At 35.7% G+C, this 22691-nt stretch carries 16 protein-coding genes; 9 read left to right on the forward strand and 7 right to left on the reverse strand.

Translation table 11 applies throughout. The features are described 5' to 3' along the window. Positions 1-76: 76 nt before the first annotated feature. Entirely contained in the window at positions 77-2374 is a 2298-nt protein-coding gene (locus PFY10_16195; protein WBV55764.1) for a GH92 family glycosyl hydrolase, read from the reverse strand. Between the two features lie 129 nt (positions 2375-2503). Here PFY10_16195 and PFY10_16200 point away from each other — a divergent pair, with 129 nt between their 5' ends. From PFY10_16200 to PFY10_16215, 4 genes are all read left to right on the forward strand, one after another. After that, positions 2504-3385 carry an SDR family oxidoreductase gene (locus tag PFY10_16200; GenBank protein ID WBV55765.1) on the forward strand — a complete coding sequence of 294 codons (882 nt, stop codon included), beginning with the start codon at positions 2504-2506 and terminating at the stop codon, positions 3383-3385. Positions 3386-3471: 86 nt separating this feature from the next. Further along, entirely contained in the window at positions 3472-5664 is a 2193-nt protein-coding gene (locus PFY10_16205; GenBank protein ID WBV55766.1) for a M1 family metallopeptidase, read from the forward strand. A 113-nt stretch (positions 5665-5777) separates the two neighbouring features. Next, the gene (locus tag PFY10_16210; protein ID WBV55767.1) at positions 5778-6605 is read left to right on the forward strand and encodes an endonuclease/exonuclease/phosphatase family protein; all 828 of its coding nucleotides are present in this window, start codon (positions 5778-5780) and stop codon (positions 6603-6605) included. A 223-nt stretch (positions 6606-6828) separates the two neighbouring features. Further along, complete coding sequence (locus tag PFY10_16215; GenBank protein ID WBV55768.1) at positions 6829-8694, forward strand: M1 family metallopeptidase; 1866 nt, start codon at positions 6829-6831, stop codon at positions 8692-8694. A 37-nt stretch (positions 8695-8731) separates the two neighbouring features. Here the strand turns inward: PFY10_16215 and PFY10_16220 are convergent, their stop codons facing one another. The 5 genes from PFY10_16220 to PFY10_16240 form a co-directional block, all read right to left on the reverse strand. Then, positions 8732-10114, reverse strand: coding sequence for a phosphatase PAP2 family protein (locus PFY10_16220; protein ID WBV55769.1), 1383 nt, complete (start codon positions 10112-10114; stop codon positions 8732-8734). A 96-nt stretch (positions 10115-10210) separates the two neighbouring features. Continuing rightward, positions 10211-11206, reverse strand: coding sequence for a zinc metalloprotease (locus PFY10_16225; protein WBV55770.1), 996 nt, complete (start codon positions 11204-11206; stop codon positions 10211-10213). Between the two features lie 413 nt (positions 11207-11619). After that, positions 11620-12258: a response regulator transcription factor gene (locus PFY10_16230; protein ID WBV55771.1), complete on the reverse strand. Its 639-nt coding sequence runs from the start codon at positions 12256-12258 to the stop codon at positions 11620-11622. Further along, the gene (locus tag PFY10_16235; GenBank protein ID WBV55772.1) at positions 12255-13040 is read right to left on the reverse strand and encodes a histidine kinase; all 786 of its coding nucleotides are present in this window, start codon (positions 13038-13040) and stop codon (positions 12255-12257) included. The genes PFY10_16230 and PFY10_16235 overlap by 4 nt, the downstream gene beginning before the upstream one ends. A 633-nt stretch (positions 13041-13673) precedes the next feature. Beyond that, positions 13674-14222, reverse strand: a complete 549-nt coding sequence (locus tag PFY10_16240) for a hypothetical protein (protein ID WBV55773.1) — start codon at positions 14220-14222, stop codon at positions 13674-13676. Positions 14223-14479: 257 nt separating this feature from the next. On the opposite strand from PFY10_16240, the gene PFY10_16245 reads away from it, so the two are divergent. After that, positions 14480-15361 carry a hypothetical protein gene (locus tag PFY10_16245; protein ID WBV55774.1) on the forward strand — a complete coding sequence of 294 codons (882 nt, stop codon included), beginning with the start codon at positions 14480-14482 and terminating at the stop codon, positions 15359-15361. A gap of 202 nt (positions 15362-15563) precedes the next feature. On the opposite strand, the gene clpB is transcribed toward PFY10_16245, so the two are convergent. Then, complete coding sequence (clpB, locus tag PFY10_16250) at positions 15564-18158, reverse strand: ATP-dependent chaperone ClpB (protein WBV55775.1); 2595 nt, start codon at positions 18156-18158, stop codon at positions 15564-15566. A 342-nt stretch (positions 18159-18500) separates the two neighbouring features. Between clpB and PFY10_16255 the strand changes: the two genes are divergently transcribed. The 4 genes from PFY10_16255 to paaA all read left to right on the forward strand — a co-directional run bounded on the left by PFY10_16255 (position 18501) and on the right by paaA (position 22642). Beyond that, positions 18501-19112: a TetR/AcrR family transcriptional regulator gene (locus PFY10_16255; GenBank protein ID WBV55776.1), complete on the forward strand. Its 612-nt coding sequence runs from the start codon at positions 18501-18503 to the stop codon at positions 19110-19112. Between the two features lie 113 nt (positions 19113-19225). Continuing rightward, positions 19226-20545 carry a phenylacetate--CoA ligase gene (locus tag PFY10_16260; GenBank protein ID WBV55777.1) on the forward strand — a complete coding sequence of 440 codons (1320 nt, stop codon included), beginning with the start codon at positions 19226-19228 and terminating at the stop codon, positions 20543-20545. Further along, on the forward strand, positions 20542-21627 hold the full coding sequence (locus PFY10_16265; GenBank protein WBV55778.1) for an FAD-binding oxidoreductase: 1086 nt from the start codon (positions 20542-20544) through the stop codon (positions 21625-21627). Before PFY10_16260 ends, PFY10_16265 begins: the two co-directional genes overlap by 4 nt. A gap of 76 nt (positions 21628-21703) precedes the next feature. Next, positions 21704-22642 (forward strand): 1,2-phenylacetyl-CoA epoxidase subunit A, encoded by a 939-nt coding sequence (gene paaA / locus PFY10_16270; GenBank protein WBV55779.1) that lies wholly within the window; start codon positions 21704-21706, stop codon positions 22640-22642. Positions 22643-22691 lie beyond the last annotated feature (49 nt).

The raw sequence follows: 22691 nt of genomic DNA on the forward strand, positions 1-22691 counted from the left end.
TAAAGAAAAAGACTACTCACTGTAGTCTTTTTTTATTTTTGTTTCGAAAAACGGATCTTGTAAATCTGCAGACTGATTATTTTTTTGCTTTGCCGCTCATATAAAAACTGAGTTTTCCACCTTTTATAATATCGGAATGCTTTAAAGTAAAGTTTTTAATTTCTTTACCATTTAAAAGAATCTTTTGAACATATACATTTTGTGGACTCTGATCAATTGCTTCAATTTCAAACGTTTTTCCATTTTCCAGATTAAGTACTGCGTAATCAACTGCCGGGCTTCCAATCGCATAATCTTCTGAACCCGGAGCTACCGGGTAAAATCCGAGTGAGCTTAAAATATACCATGCACTCATCTGTCCTGTATCATCATTTCCGCCTAATCCATCAGGAGTAGCTTTATATTGCATTTCAAGAATATGGCGAATCTGGGATTGTGTTTTCCATGGCTGCCCAGCCCAGTTATACAGGTAAGCTACATGATGAGCGGGTTCATTACCATGGACATATCCTCCAATGATTCCTTCTCTCGTAATGTCTTCAGTATCGGCAAAAAATTCATCGGATAAATGCATCGTGAACAATTCATCAAGTTTGGATGCAAATTTTTTCTTTCCTCCCATGATGGTAATAAGTTCATTGGGGTTTTGTGGAACGAAAAAGCTATAATTCCACGAATTACCTTCAATAAATCCCTGTCCGTGAGTACTCAGAATATCGAAATCCTTTTTGAAACTTCCATCTGCTAAACGGGGCCGCATGAAACCAATACTTTTATCAAAATTATTTTTCCAGTTTTCAGAACGTGTAATAAATTGATTGTAAATTTCTGTTTCTCCCAAATGTTTTGCCAGTTGAGCAATTGCCCAGTCATCATAGGCGTATTCCAGAGTATTGGACACAGAAGTCCCGCTTTTTTCAGCAGGAATATATCCTAAATCAATATATTGCCCAATTCCTTCATAATCCCTTTTATTTGCTGTTGCAACACAGGCATAGAGCGCTTCTTTTGCATCACCGGTATAAACACCTTTGATGATAGCATCTGAAACAACACTCACACTGTGATAACCACTCATGCACCAGTTTTCATTGGCGTAATGAGACCAGATCGGGAGCATTTTCAAAGAGAACTGGTTATAGTGGGCCATCATGGATTTTACAATGTCATTATTTCGTTTAGGCTGAATAATATTAAATAAGGGATGTAATGCCCGATAGGTATCCCAGAGGGAAAATGTAGTGTAATTTGTAAAACCATCTGCTTTATGAATATTCTGATCTAAACCTTTGTATTCTCCATTGCTATCCATATATATTGTTGGATTAATAAAGGTATGGTACATGGCGGTATAGAAATTGGTCTTTTCGGTATCGGAACCTTTAATGATGATTTTATTCAGCTCTTTATTCCAGTTTTCCTGTGTTTGGGCTTTTACCTGATCAAAAGATAAATTTCCTGTTTCTTTCTCCAGGTTATCAAGAGCATTGTTTTGACTCACCGGGGATAAAGCAAGTTTTACCTCAATGGCTTCATTTTCATTGGTGTCAAAATCAAAATTCATTTTCAGATTTTTTCCGGCTATTTCCGGGAAATTTTTAGCCTGGTCGAATTTTCTCCAGAAGCCTCCATATACCTGCTTTCCATCATAATTTTTCTGGCCGTATGATTTAAATGGTTTTGAAAACTGTATCGCAAAGTATACTGTTCTGGTTCTTGCCCAACCATTAGTCTGTCTGTATCCGGTAATGGTATGATCATTTTCTACCCGAACATATGTCCAGACATTCTTTCCTTCGTAATTATAAATTCCGGCCATCAGATCCAGAATAATGTGGGCCTGATCAGACTTTGGAAAAGTATATCGCTGAACTCCCACTCTTGTAGTAGCTGTAAGCTCTGCCAAAATATTAGAGTCATCCAGTTTCACTTTATAGTAACCGGCTTCTGCTTTTTCATTCTGATGAGAGAACCTGCTTCTGTAACCACTTTCCGGATGAGAAGCGGTGCCCGGATTAAACTGAAGTTTTCCAACAGTAGGCATCATTAGAAAATCTCCTAAATCAGAATGCCCGGTTCCACTAAAGTGTGTAGAGCTGAAACCGACGATGGTTTTGTCTTCGTAGCGGTAGCCAGCACAGTATTTATAGACTTCTCCATTATATTTTCCATCAAGTTCATATGAAATGGTATCTGTTTCAGGGCTGAGCTGTACGGAACCAAAAGGAAAAGTGGCTCCGGGATAGGTGTGTCCCATTTTTTCAGTACCTATAAGAGGATTTACATATTGAGCTAGTTTTTCAAATTTTTGAGCGTTATAATTAAGGCTAAAAAACAGGAAGAATAAAAGAAATGGAGTTCCTGATATTTTCATGGATGCATAAATTTTAGAGTGGTAAAATTAAATAAAAAACAAAGAACAATTATTTATAACATTTATTTATAAACTTATTCTGAGCTTTATCCGTTGAATATTTATTATTTTTAGGAAAAATTAAATCGTATGAATCTGTATACACAACCAATGTTGCGTGAAGACGCATTAAAAGATAAAGTAGCTATTGTAACGGGAGGAGGAAGCGGCTTGGGAAAAGCAATGACCAGATATTTTCTTCAATTGGGCGCTAAAGTGGTGATTACTTCAAGGAATATCGAAAAATTACAAGGAACGGCCAAAGAACTGGAAGAGGAAACAGGAGGAAAAGTGCTATGTGTGGCTTGTGATGTGAGAAACTGGGATGAAGTGGAAGCTATGAAGGAAGCTGCATTAAAGGAGTTCGGAAGGATTGATATTTTGCTTAATAATGCTGCCGGGAACTTTATTTCACCTACAGAAAGATTAACACATTCTGCATTTGATTCTATTTTAGATATTGTTTTAAAGGGAACGAAAAACTGCACACTTTCCGTAGGAAAACATTGGATAAATTCCAAAACTCCCGGAACTGTTTTAAATATTGTAACGACTTATTCGTGGACAGGTTCTGCTTATGTTGTTCCTTCCGCATGTGCTAAAGCAGGAGTTTTGGCAATGACTCGGTCTTTAGCGGTAGAATGGGCAAAATATGGAATACGTTTTAATGCAATCGCTCCGGGACCTTTCCCCACAAAAGGAGCATGGGATCGATTATTGCCGGGAGATCTCCAGGAGAAATTCGATATGAGAAAAAAAGTTCCGTTGAGAAGAGTCGGAGAGCATCAGGAGCTGGCGAATTTAGCAGCTTACCTCGTTTCGGATTATTCTGCTTATATGAACGGAGAGGTTGTTACTATAGATGGTGGTGAATGGTTGCAAGGAGCAGGAGAGTTTAATATGTTGGAAGATATTCCTCAGGAAATGTGGGATGCTTTGGAGGCAATGATCAAGTCTAAAAAATCAAATTAATTCAAAATAAGTTAAAAAATCCCGGATTTGTAACAATTCCGGGATTTTTTTTACCTATCCATTATGTAAGTTTATAAATTTTTAAAATGAAGTGTAAAGTATCAACCTTTGTTTCTGCGATAGCGGTTTTTCTGTTTTCAGGATCTGCTTTTGCTCAGGAAACACCTAAATATGATTATGTAGAGGCATTTAAGCCGTTTTTCTATCCACAAACAGGCACGGAAACCCGTTCTGCAAGTGGACAGCCGGGACATGCTTATTGGCAAAATTCTGCAGACTATAATCTTAACATAAGCTTAAATGACACTAAAAATGAGTTAACCGGTACTGCTGAAATAAAATATACCAATAACAGCCCGGATCAGCTGAGTTTTCTTTGGCTTCAGCTCGATCAGAATTTGTTTAATCAGGATTCCCGTGGTAATGCGGTAGTTCCTATTTCAGGAAGTAGAAATGGAGCCCATGGAGAAAAATTGGAGGGTGGTTACAAAATTAAATCGGTAAAACTTGATGGTAAAGATGTAAAATATACGATTACCGACACCAGAATGCAGATTGATTTACCAAAAGCTTTGAAGGCAAAAGGAGGAGTAGCGAAAATTAGTATTGATTATTCATTTATTTCTCCTGAATATGGTTCTGATAGGATGGGAGTACAGGAAACTAAAAATGGTAAAGTTTTTACGATTGCACAATGGTATCCGAGGATGTGTGTGTATGATGACGTTCTGGGATGGAATACGTTGCCATATCTGGGAGCTTCGGAGTTTTATCTGGAATATGGAAATATCAATGCCAGTATAACCGTTCCTGCTAATCATTATGTTGTTGCTTCAGGGGAACTTCTTAATGGGAAAGAAGTGTATAGCAAGGAGGAAAATAACCGTTGGGAACAGGCAAGAAATAGTGATAAAACAGTAATGATCCGCCCTGAATCGGAGATAGGTAAAAATCAATCTTCAGGAACGAAAACATGGAAGTTTAAAATAGAACAGGCCAGGGATTTTGCATGGGCATCATCTTCTGCATTTGTTTTAGATGCGGCAAGAATTAATCTGCCGAGTGGCAAGAAGTCTTTGGCAATATCAGCGTATCCGGCTGAAAGTGGAGGTGAAAAAGCCTGGGGAAGATCTACCGAATACACGAAAGCTGCGATAGAACATTATTCTCAGAAATGGTATGAATATACCTATCCTGCAGCTACAAACGTTGCGGGTAATGAAGGTGGAATGGAGTATCCGGGTATTGTGTTTTGCCATATGGATTCCAAGGGAGATGATCTTTGGGGAGTTACGGATCATGAATTCGGACACAACTGGTTTCCGATGATTGTGGGATCTAATGAAAGGTTATTTGCCTGGATGGATGAAGGTTTTAATACATTCATTAATCAGCTTTCTACTGAAGCCTTCAATAAAGGGGAGTATTACAAAAAGCAAAATATTGCACAAACAGGAAGTTATTTGATGAGCGATAATTTTGAACCGATTATGGTAGGACCGGATAATATGAAAGAACACAGTATCGGAGTTCTTGCTTATTTCAAACCGGGTATGGGCTTAGGCATTTTGAGAGAGTCAATCCTTGGACCTGAAAAATTTGATAAAGCATTTAAAACATATATAGATCGTTGGGCTTTCAAACATCCTACTCCCTGGGACTTTTTCCATACCATGGAGAACGTTTCGGGTGAAGAGCTTAATTGGTTTTGGCGAGGATGGTTCTTTAATAAATGGAAAATTGATCAATCCGTTAAAAGTGTAAAATATATAAGTGGTGACTTTAAAAATGGAGCTCAGATTACGGTAGAAAACCTGGGGCAATTACCTATGCCAACTACAGTTCAGGTAAGATTTAAAGACGGGACAACACAAATTGTAAAGCTTCCGGTTGAGGTTTGGAAACGTAATAAAGAATGGACTTTTCAAATTGAATCTGCTAAGGAAATCGAAGAGGTAAAGGTGGATCCTAATTCTCAGATTCCCGATATCAATCCGAAAAACAATTCTGCTTCTGTAACAGATACTAAGAAAATTGATAAAATTGATCCTAAAGATTTTACAGGGACATTTGGAAGCAAAGAGATTCCATTAAAGCTGACATTTAAAGTAAAAAACGGACAACTTTTCGGCCAGGCCGGTGGAGATGCACAATTTCCTCTTGAATACAACGGAGATAATAAATTTCTTTTCGGGCAGTCTGTTTTTACATTTGCTAAAGACAAGAAAACAATGACGATTACTCAGGGTGAAAAGGAAATTAAATTAACGAAGGAATAATAATTCTGTTTTAAAAAAGAATACAGAAAATTAACAATATAATCATGGTTTTAAGGCTTCTCTCTGGTAGAGAAGCCTTATTTTTGTTTAATTATTATTTAAAATAGATGATTATGAGTTTTAGATTTTCAATTGTGTTTGTCTTGTTTTTTGTTATAGGGTTTTCACAAAACCTTAAAGTTATGAGTTTCAATATCAGATTACAGGTAGAATCTGATAAGGAAAATGCATGGACAGAACGAAAGCAAGATGTACAGGATTTATTAATGTATTATCATCCGGATTATTTTGGGGTTCAGGAAGTATTGCCAGAACAGATGAAAGACCTTAAAAAAGGATTGCAAAATTATAATTATGTCGGTGTGGGCAGGGACGATGGAAAAGAAGAAGGTGAATTTTCAGCTATTTTTTATGATAATGAAAGGTTACAGGTGGTGAAATCCGATACATTCTGGCTTTCGGAAACACCGGATAAGCCTTCCAGAGGCTGGGATGCGGCATGCAACAGGGTATGTACGTATGCGGTTTTTAAAGATAGAAAATCTAAAAAAGAATTCTTAGCAATGAATCTTCATTTTGATCATGTTGGAAATGTTGCAAGAGTGAAATCTGCGGAGTTGATTCTTAAAAAAATAAAAGAATTGAATCCTGGAAATCTGCCTTTAACTTTAAGTGGAGACTTCAATTTAACAGACAACAGTGAACCTATAAAGATTATTTCCCAAAATCTGAAGGATAGTTTTTATAACTCTGAAACCCAACACTATGGTCCAAAAGGGACATTCACCGGATTTAATGTCAATGAAATTCCTAAAGACCGAATTGATTATATTTTTGTAAAGGGAATGAAAATAAAATCTCACAGGCATATTAATGACAGAAGAGAAAACCTGCTGTATCCTTCGGATCATTTTCCGGTTATTGCAGAGCTTTCATTATAAATCTAATCTTCTTTATTCGGAAAATTAATTTCAAATCCAATTCCTCTCAGGGATTGGATTAGCTTATGTGTTAATAGGGCCAGAACAACAAAAAAACTGATAAACAAGGGTGGATATAAAAAACATACGTTAAAATTTACTAATATCAGCATCTGTGCGGTGATTAATTATATTTCTATGTTACATTTTACCTAATTTTGAGACTTATTTTTAAAAAATAGATATGAAGAGATTGCTTTTTGGATGTTTAATGGTTGCTTCAGCACACTATTTTTCAGGACAAGAACTATACATACCAAGAAATGTAAAAAAAGCATATGAAAATGGGACGCGTGATATTTCCGGGGCTCCGGGTAAAAATTACTGGCAGAACAAAGGGATATACAATGTAGAAGTAAAAGTAGATGATAATACAAAAATCGTTTCCGGAAAAGAAACGATTACTTATAGTAACAATAGCCCCGGCGATTTACACTCTTTAGCCATAAGGTTTGTCAATAACCTTCATAAACCACAGGCTCCGAGATCAGGCTTTGTATCCAAAGACTTTCTATCTTCAGGATTGCATATCAAATCTTTTATTGTAAATGGGGAAAAATATAACATAAACAGTGATGATTGGGGAACTGTTGCAAGTGTAAAGCTGCAAACCGCTATTAAATCGAGATCAAAATCAGAAATTAAAATAGAGTGGGAATATCCATTGTCTGTAAAAAGTGAAAGAGAAGGACAGATTGATCCTGAAACATTTTATGTTGCTTATTCTTTCCCAAGAATTTCAGTGTATGATGATTATAATGGCTGGGATATGCTGCCACATTCAGACAGGCAAGAATTCTACAATGATTTTAATGATTATAATTTTGCAATCATTGCACCCAAAAATTATGTGGTTTGGGCAACGGGAGAATTTCTCAATCCCGAAGCTGTTTTACAGCCTAATTATTTAAAAAGATACAAGACATCTCTGAGGAGCGATCAGGTTGTTCATATTGCAAGCCAGGAGGAAATGAAATCAGGAAAGGTAACTAAGCAGAATAAGTGGAATACCTGGAAATTCAAAGCCGCTAATATCACGGATTTTTGTTTCGCCTTGAGTAATCATTATGTATGGGATGGGGCAAGTGTTCAGCTCAAAACAAAACGAGCAAGTGTGCAGTCTGCATACAAAGCAGGTGCTAAAGATTTTGAACGTTATGTAGACTGGATGCGTTATAACCTTGATTGGTATTCTAAAAACTGGCCGGGCGTGGAGTATCCATATCCTGTAATGACTGCTGTTCAGGGTTATGCTGATATGGAATATCCAATGATGATTAATGATAATAGTATTCCGGATAATTTTGAAGATGCGAGATTAACAGCAGATCATGAAATTGCTCATACCTATTTTCCTTTTTATATGGGGATCAATGAAACACGATATGCTTTTATGGATGAAGGTTGGGCAACAACCCTGGAATACCTGATTGGAATTGATGAGAATGGTGAAGCTAAAGCAAAGGATTTTTATAAAAATTTCAGGGTAAAGAAATGGATCAATGATCCTTCTGCCGAACAGGATCAGCCTATTATTACCATGAGCACACAGGTAAGTGGAGCAGGATATGGGAATAATTCTTATGTAAAGGCATCTCTGTCTTATCTGGCTTTAAAAGATTATCTTGGAGATGATCTGTTTAAAAAAGCATTACACCATTATATGAACAATTGGAATGGAAAACACCCAATTCCATGGGATTATTTTAATTCTATGAATACAGGATCAGGGAAAGATTTGAACTGGTTCTGGAATAATTGGTTCTATACAAACAATTATATAGATCTCAAAATTACAAAAGGAACTCAGGAGAACGGATTGCTTACAGTAAATATTGATAATGTCGGAGGTTTTGCAATTCCTTTTGATGCTATAATAACTTACGACGACGGAGGAATTGAAAATCTTCATTTTACACCTTCATTATGGGAGAAAAATCAAAAACAGGCAGTTCTTACGATTCCTGTAAAAAATAAAGTAAAATCGATTAAACTGGATGGGGATATTTTTATGGATTATACTCCTGAAAATAATTCTAAAAATTTATAATCAAAAAGCCTTCAGTATACTGAAGGCTTTTTGATTATTAGAAATAAGCTGTTAATCTTAATCCAATCGTTATATATCTAACTTTTTCTTTAGCAAAAGAAGTGTTGAATACTTCGTTCATTTCTTCGTCGTCTTTTACCAGGTCGCTAAAGTGGTAATTCATCGTGGACTTAATCTGGTTGTATTCGGCGTAGGCGGTAATCCCGAGTTCAGGATTGAATTTATAAGTGATAGCACTTCCTAAATTAAGCCTGAAAGCCTTTGAAGGTTTATAAGTTGCCAGCTCCAATTGATTGTCTGGAGTGCCAATATGCTCACTTTTAACAAAAATTTTTCCGCTTGCAGGTATTGAATAGCCACCTGTAGCTTTTAACATGACTTCCCAGTTTTTTGCAAATTCATGAGAAAAATATGGACCCAAACCAAAATTGAGAAATCCTAATGACTGAGTCGTGATATCAAAGTTTTCATAGTGTTCCTCATCATCCAAAGTAAGTCTTTGAGGTTTGATCGGGAAACTACTAAAGCTAAGATCTCCTCCAATTCCCCATTTTTTTGAAAAAAAATAGGCTCCTTCTAATCCTGCATCAAAGCCAACCTGCTTTCTGTTATCGAGCTCAGATTCTTTCAGGAAGTTTGTGGTGGCGAGTGCTGATCCCACTTTTATAGACAGAAAAGAAGGATATCCGTTACTTTCTATCCTGGAAAGCAGGCTTAGATTATCTCCTTTATTCTTGTAAAATTTATCAATGAAAAAATATCCTAATTCAGTAGAAATAATCCCTACTCCTGCACCCGCAAGAATATCAGGCATCCAATGTCTGTTATTCAGGTTTCTTCCAAGTCCTGTCAATGTAGCTGCGCCATATCCTCCAATACTGTAAGCCGGATTTACGAGTCCATACTCCTTGTGTAGAAAGCTGGCGTTGGCAAAAGCCATTGCAGCGTGCCCGGATGGAAAAGAGTTTTTGGCTGATGCATCCGGACGTTCAACTTTAGATGTGTACTTTATAGAATTGACGATGATTCCCATAATAGCTAAACTTGTGGCATAAGATAAAGTAGCTCTTCCAATATTATTACGTCCTTTAATTCCCGCTAACTTCAAACCGTACACCGTAGCAGCAGGAGCATATTGAAGGTAATCGTCAAAACTAGCCTTAAAATCCGGCAGATATCGATTTCTTATGTCACGGATGTTTTTACGCTCACCCCAGGTAGCAGCTGAAGCGGTAAATAATAATGTTGGGGCAATTGATTTTTGGACCCATTCTTTTTTTAAGAAAGGTACCTTCTCTGAAAGTGCGGGAGGTTCTGAAATAGAATGAGAGAGATTGTTTTCTTGCTGAAGAGTATCCTGTGCCTTGTATAGGCATAAGGTAAGCAGCATAAAAAATGCTAATACTAATTTATTCATCATTGTGTGTTTTTTATTTTAAATTTTAAAATTTGCCAAAAATATAAAAAAAAACCTTTCTCAAAACTGAGAAAGGCTTTTTTAACATATTAAGAAAACTTATAATACTCTTAAACCTGCTCTAGGACCAGAAGAACTTACAACTGCCTGCATTCTTGTTTTTTGCCCTGCAGAGAACATAAACATTGCAGCATCATCTACATAGTCCATATAGTTCATGAACATAATAGATCTTGATACCCCACTACAAGTATTGTATACAGGATATGTAGGTTTGTTATAATTAGCTCCTGTTTGTGTAGGTGTATCCGCTACCTGATCGTTTCCGCAATTTGCATCACCCCAGATATGTCTAAGATTTAAATAGTGTCCTACTTCATGAGTAGCCGTTCTTCCCAAATTGAAAGGAGAAGATGCTCCTGTTTTTCCAAAATAAGGAGCTGCAATCACCACCCCATCATTCCATAATCCTGCTGATTCAGGGAAGGTCGCATATCCAAGAACTTGTCCCATGCTGCCTACTACCCAGATGTTGAAATAGTTGGTAGGATTGGTGGCATCAATACCTCCGGAAGAAGCTTTTTTCATGGCATCATTAGTGCTCCAGCTTGTTTTAGTTGTAGATTTTCTTACGGTATTTGCTAGTCTGAATCTCACTTTTACATCCCCTGATTTTACAGATTGAAATTCTGTTGGTATTTTATTTACATCACTGTTCGTACCTCCGTAGTCAGCATTAAGAACAGCAATTTGCTCTGCTATTCTGGCATCAGAAACATTTTGTGCAGAAGTATTGTACAATACATTTACTACCACAGGGATTTCAACAGTACCATCTGCAAGAACTTTCCCCATTTTAATTGCGTTTGCAAATCTTTCAGTATTCGCTTCAATAGCTGCATACTTTTGTCTGAGTTCAGGATTGTTCTGAAGTGTTTGCTTTCTGATTTCTTCTGAAGGACAAGATCTTCTGTTGGCTAAATCTGAAGCAGTTGCAGATTTGTTTGCAGTCTCTTCACCTTGATTTGAAACATTGTCGCTGTTACAAGCAGACATGAATCCTAATGCCAGGATTCCAAATAATAGTTTTTTCATAGTTTCTATAAATTTATTTGTGGAAAAACGAAATTATATTATTTTGGGTGAGTTTGCAAGATTTCATTTTTGTGAATTGCTATTGTTTTATGGATTTTTATAAATTTTAATTCAGTAATTTATTTCATTTTATGGTGATTTTATACTTTACTGGCGGTGTTTTCGTGTTTTTATTCATTTTCATAATTTCCATATCTAAATCTTTATTTTGGTTATAATTATGTAAGTAAAATTGATATTCATTGCATAATTAATAAAAACATATTGTGTGGAGGTATGATTTACTGCTCTTCGAATGTTTTGTCTTTCTTTTGCCAGTATTTACAGTGTAAAAAGTCCCTTTCTGAATTTCAGAAAGGGACTTTTTATAATTTAAATTTGAAAAGGTTTTAATCAGTAAACAATTCGAGAAGCTAGTCGAATCCATTTTTCATGGCGAAAACAGCGAGTCCCACACGGGTTTTCAAATCTAATTTTTCACAAAGCTGGTCTCTGTAACTTTCCACAGTTCTTGGGCTGCAGCACATTTTATCAGCTATTTCTTTATAACTTAGTTCAGTAACTGTATATTTCAGGAATTCTTTTTCACGCTCAGAAATCCGCACTGTATCTTTAGATTCAGTTTCATTGTTCAGATTAGAAAATATAATGCGTGACGCCCATTCCGGATAAAAGAATCCTTCCGTATTTAATTTCACAAGAGCTGTTTCCAGTTCTTTAGGGTGGGTGTTTTTTAATAAATACCCTTTTGCCCCGTTTTTTATCATTTTGATGACGCTTTTGTCATCCCCTTGCATGCTCAAGGCCATTACTTTAATATCGGGGTGGTTTTCTTTGAGCCATAACACGGTTTCGAAACCGTCCATAATTGGCATGCTGATGTCGAGTAAGATAATATCAGGAATTTTATTGTTATTTTCGAATTTCTGAATAAGATCTTTTCCGTTTTCACAGACATAAATAACTTCAAAATCTTTAAAGTTGTCAATAATACCTTCCAATGCCTTCGCAATAAGGATGTGGTCGTCAACGATAACAATTGTTTTTTTCATGGCTGTCTTTTTAGTGTAATATTAACGGTTGTTCCTTTGTTCTTTAAACTTTCCAGAGTGAAGTCTGCTCCTATGATTTCCGCTCTGTTTTTCATATTGGTTAATCCAATGCCATTAGATCTTATGTTAGCCCTGTCAAATCCGATACCATCATCCTGAATATTCAGTTCCCAAAGTGCTTCACTCGAAGTATTGAGGTTAATGAAAATATTTTTGCACTGGGCGTGTTTTATACTGTTCTGAATAAATTCCTGGGTGATTCTCAAAAGTACATTCTTATGTACAAATCCAAGGTCGAGTTGTTTAAAATTATGTTTAAAGCTTACATTACATTTTTTAAAAGCATTGGTGTTATCAACTTCTTCCTGAATTAAGGTTACGATTTCCTTTTGATTGATATTATCATCAGTTAAAGTTTTCGAAAGACTTCTAAGGTCCTGAAGGGATTGGTTGATGATCTGTGATACCTGTTCTATTCTTTCATTGACTTCAGGAACTTTATTTTCGTATAAAAGCTGCTGAGTGTACAAGCTTACTAATGTGAGTTTCTGTCCTATGTTGTCATGAAGTTCACGGCCAATCTGTTGCATAGTAGCCTGTTGGATCTCCAGCTGAGTGGCCAAGAGCTCCTTCTGATGGATTTCATTTTTTATTTCAATTTCATTTAAATACTCTTTTTTTCGCTGTCTGTATTTTCTAATATATACCATTAGCGCAGCTACGAATAATACAAAGAATACGTTAAATAAAATAATGGTTATTAAAAGTTCCGTTTTCCCCATATGAATGAAGCTGAAAATAATAAATACATGATAATATCTGAAATCTGTGAGTAATTGCAATAAATACTCCAGATTTCCCGGTTGTCATAATATAGAAGTGTATAAAATGTAAAAAATGGAAGTGTTCCAATATAAAATAATGTTACTCCCAGGTTTATATAAAACATTTTATTGTTACTGAAATTGATTATATCTTCAGAATTCACCTGTTTATAGTACTCCATGATAACTAAAATCATTAAAAGTAAACACCCAAAAGTATAATTAAATGAATAAATTATTTTACTTTCCTTAAAATACAGTTCACTGGGAATAAATGAAATCAGATAAAATAAGGAAAGGATCCCGAATAGTTTTCTATTGTTGAACGATTTTGCAGCATATAACCAATAGAAAAACAAAAATTCCATGGGGATTACAAAATAATTATAATATTTGATTTTTGAGAATAAGGAAAAATTTCCATACCTGCCAAAAGACTCAAATATAAAAATTGCTATCAAATATATTGAAAAGTATTTCCAGTATTGATTTTTTAATGACTTTAGAAAAAAAATCGAAACTAAAGCGGATAAACCTTCTGTACAATATAATGAATAGTCCAGTACACTTCGCAATGAATCCATTTTTTACTTAATAGTTTTGAACAATTGGAGAATCAGGAGGAATTAAGCTTCCGTGGTTTTGTGCTAGTCCGCCTTCTTCTTCAATAGGATCTGTTGTATTTCGAGATTTTAATGCCATAGCGATTACCTGACCATTGGAATTGGATGGATTGAAATCGTAATGTAAAATCTTTCCGTTTTTGTCTTCTTTTTTTAGAGTGGGAACCATTATTAAAGTATGTCGTTCAGCGTACTCTTTTGGAACAGTATGATTTTCCATAATTGTCCAATTGTCAATCTTAGGATAAGCAGCATAATAAAATCTAATACCCAAATCACTTTCATTGGTTGCGGGATTCACTTTCTTAGCTTCTGTTTCAAGATCGTTAATGAATTTTTTCAATTTAGGTAAGTCGAACCAGATAGAATCTGCATCAGTCATTTCAAGAGTAGAATTAATTGCTTTCAGTTGATTATTACGGTAATTATTAATCAGCTCCTGAATAAAGACATTACTCATGGTGTTTGGAAGACTTAGTGTCTCCACATCACCTTCGAGAATAGGTTTTGTTTCCATAATGTTAGTTTTTTAAACACAGTGTTAGTTAGTAATGCAAATCTCGGAAAAATTTTAGGTTAAATGACAGGGATTTCTCCTATTTGTTATCCGTGATTTTACGGGAAGATGGATTTTCTTTATAAAATGGCAATTTTTTGGTGAAAAAATTGATGTTTCGAATCTTAATTAGATTTTATTTTTATGTTAAAATAAATGCTTATTATATTATAATTATTAATAATTGAATATATTTACTTGTAGAAAAAAAAATAATTTTGAAAACAAAACTTTTTAGCATTGCCATATTGGGACTTTTATCGGTTGGAATGTTATTTCAATCATGCTACAGTGATAATGAAAGTGAAGCATCAAGCGATAAAGTAATTTCTCAAAATTACAAGGACCGATTAATTGATAGTAAAACAGCTCAGGCGCTGGGAGATACTTATCTCACTAATAACTACGCTGTATTATTAGGGGGACGAACAGCTAGGGGATTGTCAGCCGAAGATGCAAGACAGGTAATTTATCCAATAGAAATTTTGGAAGCGTTTATTGCAAGTGTAGAAGAGAAAGCAGGGCAAGATGCATTAATTGGGGTTAATATCGGACAATACCCTTCTTCCGAAATAGTGGACGCTCATCAGAGAGAAGATTATAAAGGATATCAGACTATGTATCTAATGTCTTACAAAACTCCTGCGGATACTGTTTCTGCGGCTAATTGTGTAGAGGCAATGAATCATGGTAGTATTATTCCTCCTGATGCGACGGCAGATAAAAATGATATTTTAGATAAGAATATTAATAATTATCTCATAGCTAATGAAACGGCTTCACTTCTGGATAAAACCTATGCATTAAACAATGAAAAGACGTTGGATGCAAAGGGAATTGAAGTTAAAAGGCAATATTTTTATAGTATTGGTTTATTGAAGGGATATCTTCAATATGTAAAAGAACAGGCTGTGATTAATGGTATTACTGACGTGAATATTGCAATTAATATGGGACAGAATAGCTTCAGTTCGGGCGCTGTGAATAAAGGGAAGCAAAAGGCAGGAAGTCAATGTATCTTTTTTACAGCATTTCCTAAGGGAAATGAGGCAAATAGTAAAAATTTGAATATTCTAAATAATCTCCCGGCTCTTAAATAACTTTGATGTCCGGATAAAAATAAAAAAGCGGTAGAAATAATAATTTCTACCGCTTTTTTTACACTTGAATCTTTTTTGATATCGTTATGTGTTACTTTCATAGCGTTGTCCAGATTTATGTCAATGTGAATTAACAAAAATAAGTGCTGTAGATTTTGTCTACAGCACTTACTACAAAAATAATATATATGAAAAAAACTATTTATTTTTCCGCCGGTCTGAAAACCAGACCTGTTTCATCGAAATAATCCAAAGTGATTCGGTCTCCGTCATTTACATTTCCGGCCAGAATCTCGCGGGATAGTTTATTTAAAACTTCCTGCTGGATAACTCTCTTTAAAGGTCTTGCACCAAAAGCAGGATCATATCCTTTATTCATTAAATAATCTACGGCATCCTGAGTTGCTGTCATGATAATATTTCGTTTTGCTAACATATCATTAAAGCCTCGCAACTGATATTGAACAATTTTTCCAATTTCCTTTTTTCTTAAAGGCTGGAATAATACAATCTCATCAATTCTGTTTAAGAACTCCGGACGAAGAGTTTGCTTTAGTAAGTCAAAAACTTCTTCTTTTGTTTTCTCTACGATTTCATCCTGATTGGCTTCAGTAATGTTCTCAAAATTTTCCTGAATCAAATGTGATCCCAGGTTAGAAGTCATAATGATAATTGAGTTTTTAAAGTTGACAACTCTACCTTTGTTGTCTGTCAAACGACCATCATCCAAAACCTGCAATAAGGTATTGAAAACATCAGGGTGGGCTTTTTCAATCTCATCCAAAAGAACAACTGAATAAGGTCGTCTTCTCACTGCTTCTGTAAGTTGTCCTCCTTCATCATATCCTACATATCCGGGAGGCGCTCCTACTAATCTGGAAACAGAATGACGTTCCTGATATTCACTCATGTCGATTCGGGTCATATTGTTCTCATCGTCGAATAAAAATTCAGCCAGCGCTTTTGCTAACTCTGTTTTACCAACACCTGTTGTACCGAGGAAAAGAAAGGATCCTATTGGTTTTTTCTCATCACTCAATCCTGCACGGTTTCTTCTGATCGCATCAGAAACAGCCTGAATGGCTTCTTCTTGTCCCACAACCCTGTGATGAAGTTCTGTTTCAAGGTGCAGCAATTTCTCCCTTTCCGATTGTAAAAGTTTTGTTACAGGAATTCCTGTCCACTTAGCAATTACTTCGGAGATATTTTCTGCAGTTACCTCTTCTTTTATTAACTCGTTCTGATGATTTTGCATTTCAAGTTCCAGCTTCTGCAAGTCATCTTCTTTTTCTTTGATTTTTCCATATTGGATTTCTGCTACTTTAGCATAATCTCCAGCTCTGGAAGCTCTTTCCGCTTCTAGTTTTAAAGATTCAATATCTTTTTTAATCTGTGTAAGATCTTCACTTTTTTGTTTTTCTTTCAACCATTTTGCATTAATCTCATTCCGTTGTTCGGAAATTTTTGAAATATCTTCTTTTAAATGGTCAATTTTGGTCTGATTGCCTTCTCTTGAAATAGCAGCCAGCTCAATTTCCATCTGCATAAGCTTTCTATCCAAGACATCAAGCTCTTCAGGTTTGGAGTTGATTTCCATTCTCAACTTGGCAGAAGCCTCATCAATAAGGTCAATTGCTTTATCCGGTAAGAATCGGTCTGAGATGTATCTCTGAGACATTTCAACTGCTGCAATAATAGCCTCATCTTTAATCCTTACTTTATGATGAGCTTCGTATTTATCTTTAATTCCACGTAAAATAGAGATCGCAGATTCTGTATCCGGCTCTTCCACCATTACTTTCTGAAAACGTCTTTCAAGGGCTTTGTCCTTTTCAAAATATTTTTGATATTCATTCAGGGTAGTGGCACCTATTGCTCTCAATTCTCCTCTTGCCAAGGCAGGTTTTAAAATATTTGCAGCGTCCATAGCGCCTTCACCACCACCAGCTCCTACTAATGTGTGGATTTCATCAATGAAAAGAATAATTTGTCCGTCAGATTTTATTACCTCATTAACGACAGACTTCAAACGCTCTTCAAATTCTCCTTTATATTTTGCTCCGGCGATTAATGCTCCCATATCTAATGAATATAAAGTTTTATCCATCAGATTTTCCGGAACGTCTCCGTTAATAATTCTATGTGCAATTCCTTCTGCAATTGCAGTTTTACCCACACCTGGTTCTCCAATTAGGATCGGATTGTTTTTTGTTCTTCTGGAAAGAATCTGTAATACACGACGGATTTCTTCATCACGTCCGATTACCGGATCAAGTTTTCCTTCTGCTGCTAATTCATTAAAATTTTTAGCATATTTATTGAGAGATTGGTAAGTTTCTTCTGAACTTGCAGAATTGGCTTTGCTCCCTTTTCTTAATTCCTTAATAGCGCCTTCCAGTAAGCTTTTGGTAACCCCCATATCTTTAAGCATTTTAGAAACTTCAGATGAAGTATCCAAAAGTGACAGCCATAAGTGTTCGATTGTTACATACTCATCACCCATTTTTTTTGCAATGTTCGGCGCATCCAATAGGACTTTATTCGCTGATTGTGAGAGATAAATATTACCCCCCTGAACTTTAGGAAGTCTTTCTAAACTTTCACGGTTCCTCTCTCTTACCAAAGATGCATCGGCTTCCGATTTCTTCAGTAAAAAAGGTGAAATATTTTCATCTACCTGAAAGATTCCTTCCAGTAAATGTTGAGGTTCTATGCTTTGATTACCCAGTTCCATAGCAACTTGCTGGGCTGCCTGGATGGCTTCTTGTGATTTTACAGTATATTGATTTAAATTCATATTTTATATTTTTGGGTTGACTTAAAGTGTATAGATTTTAGACATCAGATTTCAGACCATTCAGACTTTGAATTAAATTTAATTTCTTAAATCCGTATCTAAAGTCTGATGTCCTTGATCTAATTTAATCATTTAATTCGGGTCGTATAACACAAAAAGTGTTCAATTATTGAATTTATAAATAAATTGGACAAAATTTCCGAATATTGTATTTTTAACACTGAAGTAACTAGACAAAATTTCCATTTTCATCATATCATCTGTAAATTTTGACATTCTTTTTTATTTTGAAATCAGATTAAAAGAGGTATGTAAAACTTTTATGAGGCAAAAAACAACAGTTTGGATCAAAAAAGTTACTTTTGCAATCTACTGATGGAGCTTAAAGAAAAACAAAAGAAAATATTAGACGAAGCCGTTCAGCTTTTCAAAGAGAAAGGCTATATGGGAAGTTCTGTAAGAGATCTGGCAACTCAATTGAATATAAAAGCTGCCTCTCTCTATGCACATATACGTTCTAAGGAAGAAATCCTTGAATGGATTTGCTTTGGTATTGCTCAGGATTTCTTTGTTGAGCTTCAGGAAGTATTGAACACAGATATCAAACCCAGTGATAAGCTGAATTTATTTATTGATAAACACTTATCTGTTGTTCTTAAAAATCCCGATGTTACTCATATTTATTCCAACGAATGGAAGCATCTTGAGGAAAGGCTTCCTGAATTTGTTGAGTTGAGGAAAAAATATCAACAGGAAGTCGAACAATTAATTTCCGGGATCTATAAGGCCGAAAATTGGGAATTAAAATCCCCATCCTTTACTACAAGGTTTATTCTTCATACACTCAATAATTCTTATTTCTGGTTCAAAAGAAATACAGGATCAAATGTAGAGATCACTGATGAAATCAGGAATAAGATACTCTTTGGACTGCTTGGAAATCAAAAGAGATAAAAAATTACCGTTCCGGTTATTTAGAATCATTCAAAATATGATGAAAATCATAAAAATTTTGTCAGCTTCCAAAATCTTTTTAAATTTACACCTAACAAATGTTAGTTAGTTTTATGGATTTTTCAGTTGAATATTTAGAGCTCGACCAGCTTAGGGAGCTCCAGTCCAAAAGATTGGTAGATCTTGTAGGTTATCTTGAGGAAAGATCAGATTTTTATAAAAGAAAATTTAATGAAGCGGGAATATCACCTCAGGAAATAAGGTCGATTGAAGATATTTCGAAATTACCCATTACTTATAAACAGGATTTGCGGGATCACTATCCATTTGGATTATTTACGGTTCCGAAGAATGAATTACAGAGAATACATTGTTCAAGTGGAACCACAGGAAAACCAACGGTAGTAGGATACACCAAGGAAGATGTTGATCTTTTCAGCGAAGTGGTTGCAAGGTCTTTGAACGCAGCAGGAGCCCAACCTGGGATGCAATTGCATAATGCATACGGTTATGGAATTTTTACCGGCGGATTAGGTCTGCATTATGGAGCTGAAAAGCTTGGAATGAGTGTTCTTCCTATTTCGGGGGGAATGACAACGAGACAAGTGGATTTGATAATGGATTTTAAGCCTGAAGTAATTTGTTGCTCACCTTCGTATGCTTTAACAATAGCTGATGAATTTGCTAAAAGAGGAATTTCTGCTGATGAAATCAGTTTAAAGTATGCTGTATTGGGTTCTGAACCATGGACAGAAATCATCAGACATCACATTGAAGAGAGGCTGGGGGTTCATGCGACTAATATTTATGGATTAAGTGAGATTATCGGACCCGGAGTATCGATGGAGGATTTCGAAGAAAAAGGCGGTTCGTATATCTGGGAAGATCATTTTTATCCCGAAATTTTGGATCCGAATACAAAACAACCGGTTCCATTTGGAGAAGAAGGCGTACTGGTGATTACCACTTTGACGAAAAAAGCGATGCCACTTCTAAGATATTGGACAAATGACATTACAAGTCTTTACTATGATGAGAGTGGAAAAAGAACGATGGTAAAAATGAGACCTCTTATCGGAAGAGCTGATGATATGCTGATTGTAAGAGGGGTAAATGTTTATCCAAGTCAGATTGAAGAAGCTTTTTCCCATGTAGAAGGAGTCGTACCAAATTACTATCTTACACCGATCGAAAAGGAGCAAATGTGCGTTGCTTTAGACATTGATCTGGAAATAGATAATGATTTTATTAAATCTCATCAACTTGAAATAAATACCGATGATTATCTTATTTTTGTCGGAAATTTTGGAAAAAATATTGAAAACGAAATAAAGAAACGGGTAGGAATAACCACAAAAGTGAAAATCCACACTCAGGATAGCTTACCTAAATGCGAAGGTGGAAAAATTAATAGAATACTAAAGAAAAAATGAATTCATTTTATAAACTAAAAACGGTAAAAGTTCAGAAAGATACCGATGAAGCTGTGAATGTAGCAGTGGAAATTCCTGATGAACTAAAAGATAAATTCAGATTCAAGCAGGGACAATACCTTAACTTCCGGATGATGATCGACGGAAATGAGGAGAGACGTTCTTATTCTATCTGCAATGCTCCAAGTGAAAAAAGCAATACATTGGAAGTATTGGTCAAACTTTTAGAAGGTGGAAAGGTTTCAGGATATTTTAATGAACATCTTCATATGGATGAGGTGCTTGAGGTAATGCCCCCTATGGGAGGTTTCAATACCACCTATCACCCATCGAATACCAAAACATATGTTGGTCTGGCTGCAGGAAGTGGAATCAGTCCGGTTCTTTCCAATATCAAGGAAAGTCTTTACCAGGAGCCTAATAGTAAGGCATATTTATTTTACAGCAACAGAAGCATGAATCATGTGATGAAGAAAGCTGAAATCGATAAACTGGTTGAGCACTTCAAAGGAAGGCTGAATGTAGTATATCTGGTAAGTCGTGAAAAGCATGAAGATCCTATTTTTGAAGGAAGAATCTCTCCGGAAAAACTGAATCATTTATTTGAAAGATATACCGATATAGATGTTAAAGAAGCTACCTATTTCATTTGTGGTCCTGCAGAAATGATCAAAGGTATTGCTGATTATCTGAAAAAAGAAAAAAAGGTACCTGCTATTCAGGTTTTATTTGAATATTTCACAGCTCCGGATGAAGAAAATTCTGAGGAAATGAGTGATGAATTCAAAGCTATCGCCAATATAGAAAGTATGGTAACGGTGATCATTGACGACGATGAATATTCCTTCCATCTTAATTCTAAAAAAGAGAGTATCTTAGATAAAGCATTAAAAGATCAGTTGCCTGTTCCTTTTGCTTGTAAAGGAGGGGTTTGCTGTACGTGTAAAGCAGAGGTTTTGGAAGGAGAAGTCTTCATGGAAAAAAACTTTGCACTTACCGAAGAAGAAGTAGCCAGAGGTTACGTTCTGACATGTCAATGTCACCCGACAACCAATGTGGTGATGCTTAATTATGATGTTTAAATTGTATTAACGATTAAATGTAAAAAGTATTCATGAATACATTAATACGTTTTACATTTTACAAAAGACAAAAGAAATGGACTTAGAAAAATTTGTTCAATACGTTCACGAAGAAAATAAAGTAGAGCCCAAGGATATTATGCCTGATGATTACAGGAAATTATTGGTTCGTCAGATTTCACAACATGCCCATTCCGAGATTGTAGGAATGCTACCGGAAGCTAACTGGATTTCCAGAGCTCCTTCTTTGAGAAGAAAAATGGCTCTTTTGGCTAAGGTTCAGGATGAGGCAGGGCACGGGTTATATCTTTATGCTGCAACTGAAACTTTAGGAAACGGAACAATCAGGGCAGACAGAGATGCTACTTATGAAGATATGTTGGAAGGAAAGGCTAAATACTCAAGTATCTTTAATTATCCTACACTGAGCTGGGCAGATATTGGAGCTATTGGCTGGCTGGTTGATGGCGCTGCAATTATGAACCAGGTAATGCTGATGGGTAACTCTTACGGACCTTATTCCAGAGCAATGGTAAGAATATGCAAGGAAGAATCTTTCCATCAGAGACAAGGGTATGAGATTTTAATGGCACTTTGCCGAGGAACAAAACAACAGAAAGAAATGGCTCAGGCAGCGTTAGATCGTTTTTGGTGGCCGGCTCTGATGATGTTTGGACCTAATGATGACAGCTCACCAAATTCGAAGATCTCTATGAACTATAGAGTAAAACGAGAAAGTAACGATAGCCTTCGTCAAAGGTTTATTGACGTTACTGTTTCCCAGGCTGAGTTTTTAGGATTAACGATTCCGGATAAAGATCTGAAGTGGAACGAGGAGAGAGGACATTATGATTTTGGAGAACTTCCATGGGATGAATTTATGACCATTCTGAAAGGAAACGGACCATGTAATAAGAAAAGATTACAAACTAAAGTAAAGGCACAGCAGGAAAACCTTTGGGTGAAAGAAGCTGCAGCAGCTTTTGCGGAGAAACAACAAAAAGAAGTGATATAAGGTGATGATTTGAAAATGTACTGATCGAAAATTAATTAACACATTTTCA

It is taken from the genome of Chryseobacterium daecheongense (genome assembly GCA_027920525.1).
Lineage (GTDB): Bacteria > Bacteroidota > Bacteroidia > Flavobacteriales > Weeksellaceae > Chryseobacterium > Chryseobacterium proteolyticum.

What these genes read in the sequence shown, in the direction of transcription:
- PFY10_16195 (WBV55764.1), bottom strand. Translation starts at nt 2,374, where the DNA reads ATGAAAATATCAGGAACTCCATTTCTTTTATTCTTCCTGTTTTTTAGC.
- PFY10_16200 (WBV55765.1), top strand. Translation starts at nt 2,504, where the DNA reads ATGAATCTGTATACACAACCAATGTTGCGTGAAGACGCATTAAAAGAT.
- PFY10_16205 (WBV55766.1), top strand. Translation starts at nt 3,472, where the DNA reads ATGAAGTGTAAAGTATCAACCTTTGTTTCTGCGATAGCGGTTTTTCTG.
- PFY10_16210 (WBV55767.1), top strand. Translation starts at nt 5,778, where the DNA reads ATGAGTTTTAGATTTTCAATTGTGTTTGTCTTGTTTTTTGTTATAGGG.
- PFY10_16215 (WBV55768.1), top strand. Translation starts at nt 6,829, where the DNA reads ATGAAGAGATTGCTTTTTGGATGTTTAATGGTTGCTTCAGCACACTAT.
- PFY10_16220 (WBV55769.1), bottom strand. Translation starts at nt 10,114, where the DNA reads ATGATGAATAAATTAGTATTAGCATTTTTTATGCTGCTTACCTTATGC.
- PFY10_16225 (WBV55770.1), bottom strand. Translation starts at nt 11,206, where the DNA reads ATGAAAAAACTATTATTTGGAATCCTGGCATTAGGATTCATGTCTGCT.
- PFY10_16230 (WBV55771.1), bottom strand. Translation starts at nt 12,258, where the DNA reads ATGAAAAAAACAATTGTTATCGTTGACGACCACATCCTTATTGCGAAG.
- PFY10_16235 (WBV55772.1), bottom strand. Translation starts at nt 13,040, where the DNA reads ATGGGGAAAACGGAACTTTTAATAACCATTATTTTATTTAACGTATTC.
- PFY10_16240 (WBV55773.1), bottom strand. Translation starts at nt 14,222, where the DNA reads ATGGAAACAAAACCTATTCTCGAAGGTGATGTGGAGACACTAAGTCTT.
- clpB (WBV55775.1), bottom strand. Translation starts at nt 18,158, where the DNA reads ATGAATTTAAATCAATATACTGTAAAATCACAAGAAGCCATCCAGGCA.
- PFY10_16260 (WBV55777.1), top strand. Translation starts at nt 19,226, where the DNA reads ATGGATTTTTCAGTTGAATATTTAGAGCTCGACCAGCTTAGGGAGCTC.
- PFY10_16265 (WBV55778.1), top strand. Translation starts at nt 20,542, where the DNA reads ATGAATTCATTTTATAAACTAAAAACGGTAAAAGTTCAGAAAGATACC.
- paaA (WBV55779.1), top strand. Translation starts at nt 21,704, where the DNA reads ATGGACTTAGAAAAATTTGTTCAATACGTTCACGAAGAAAATAAAGTA.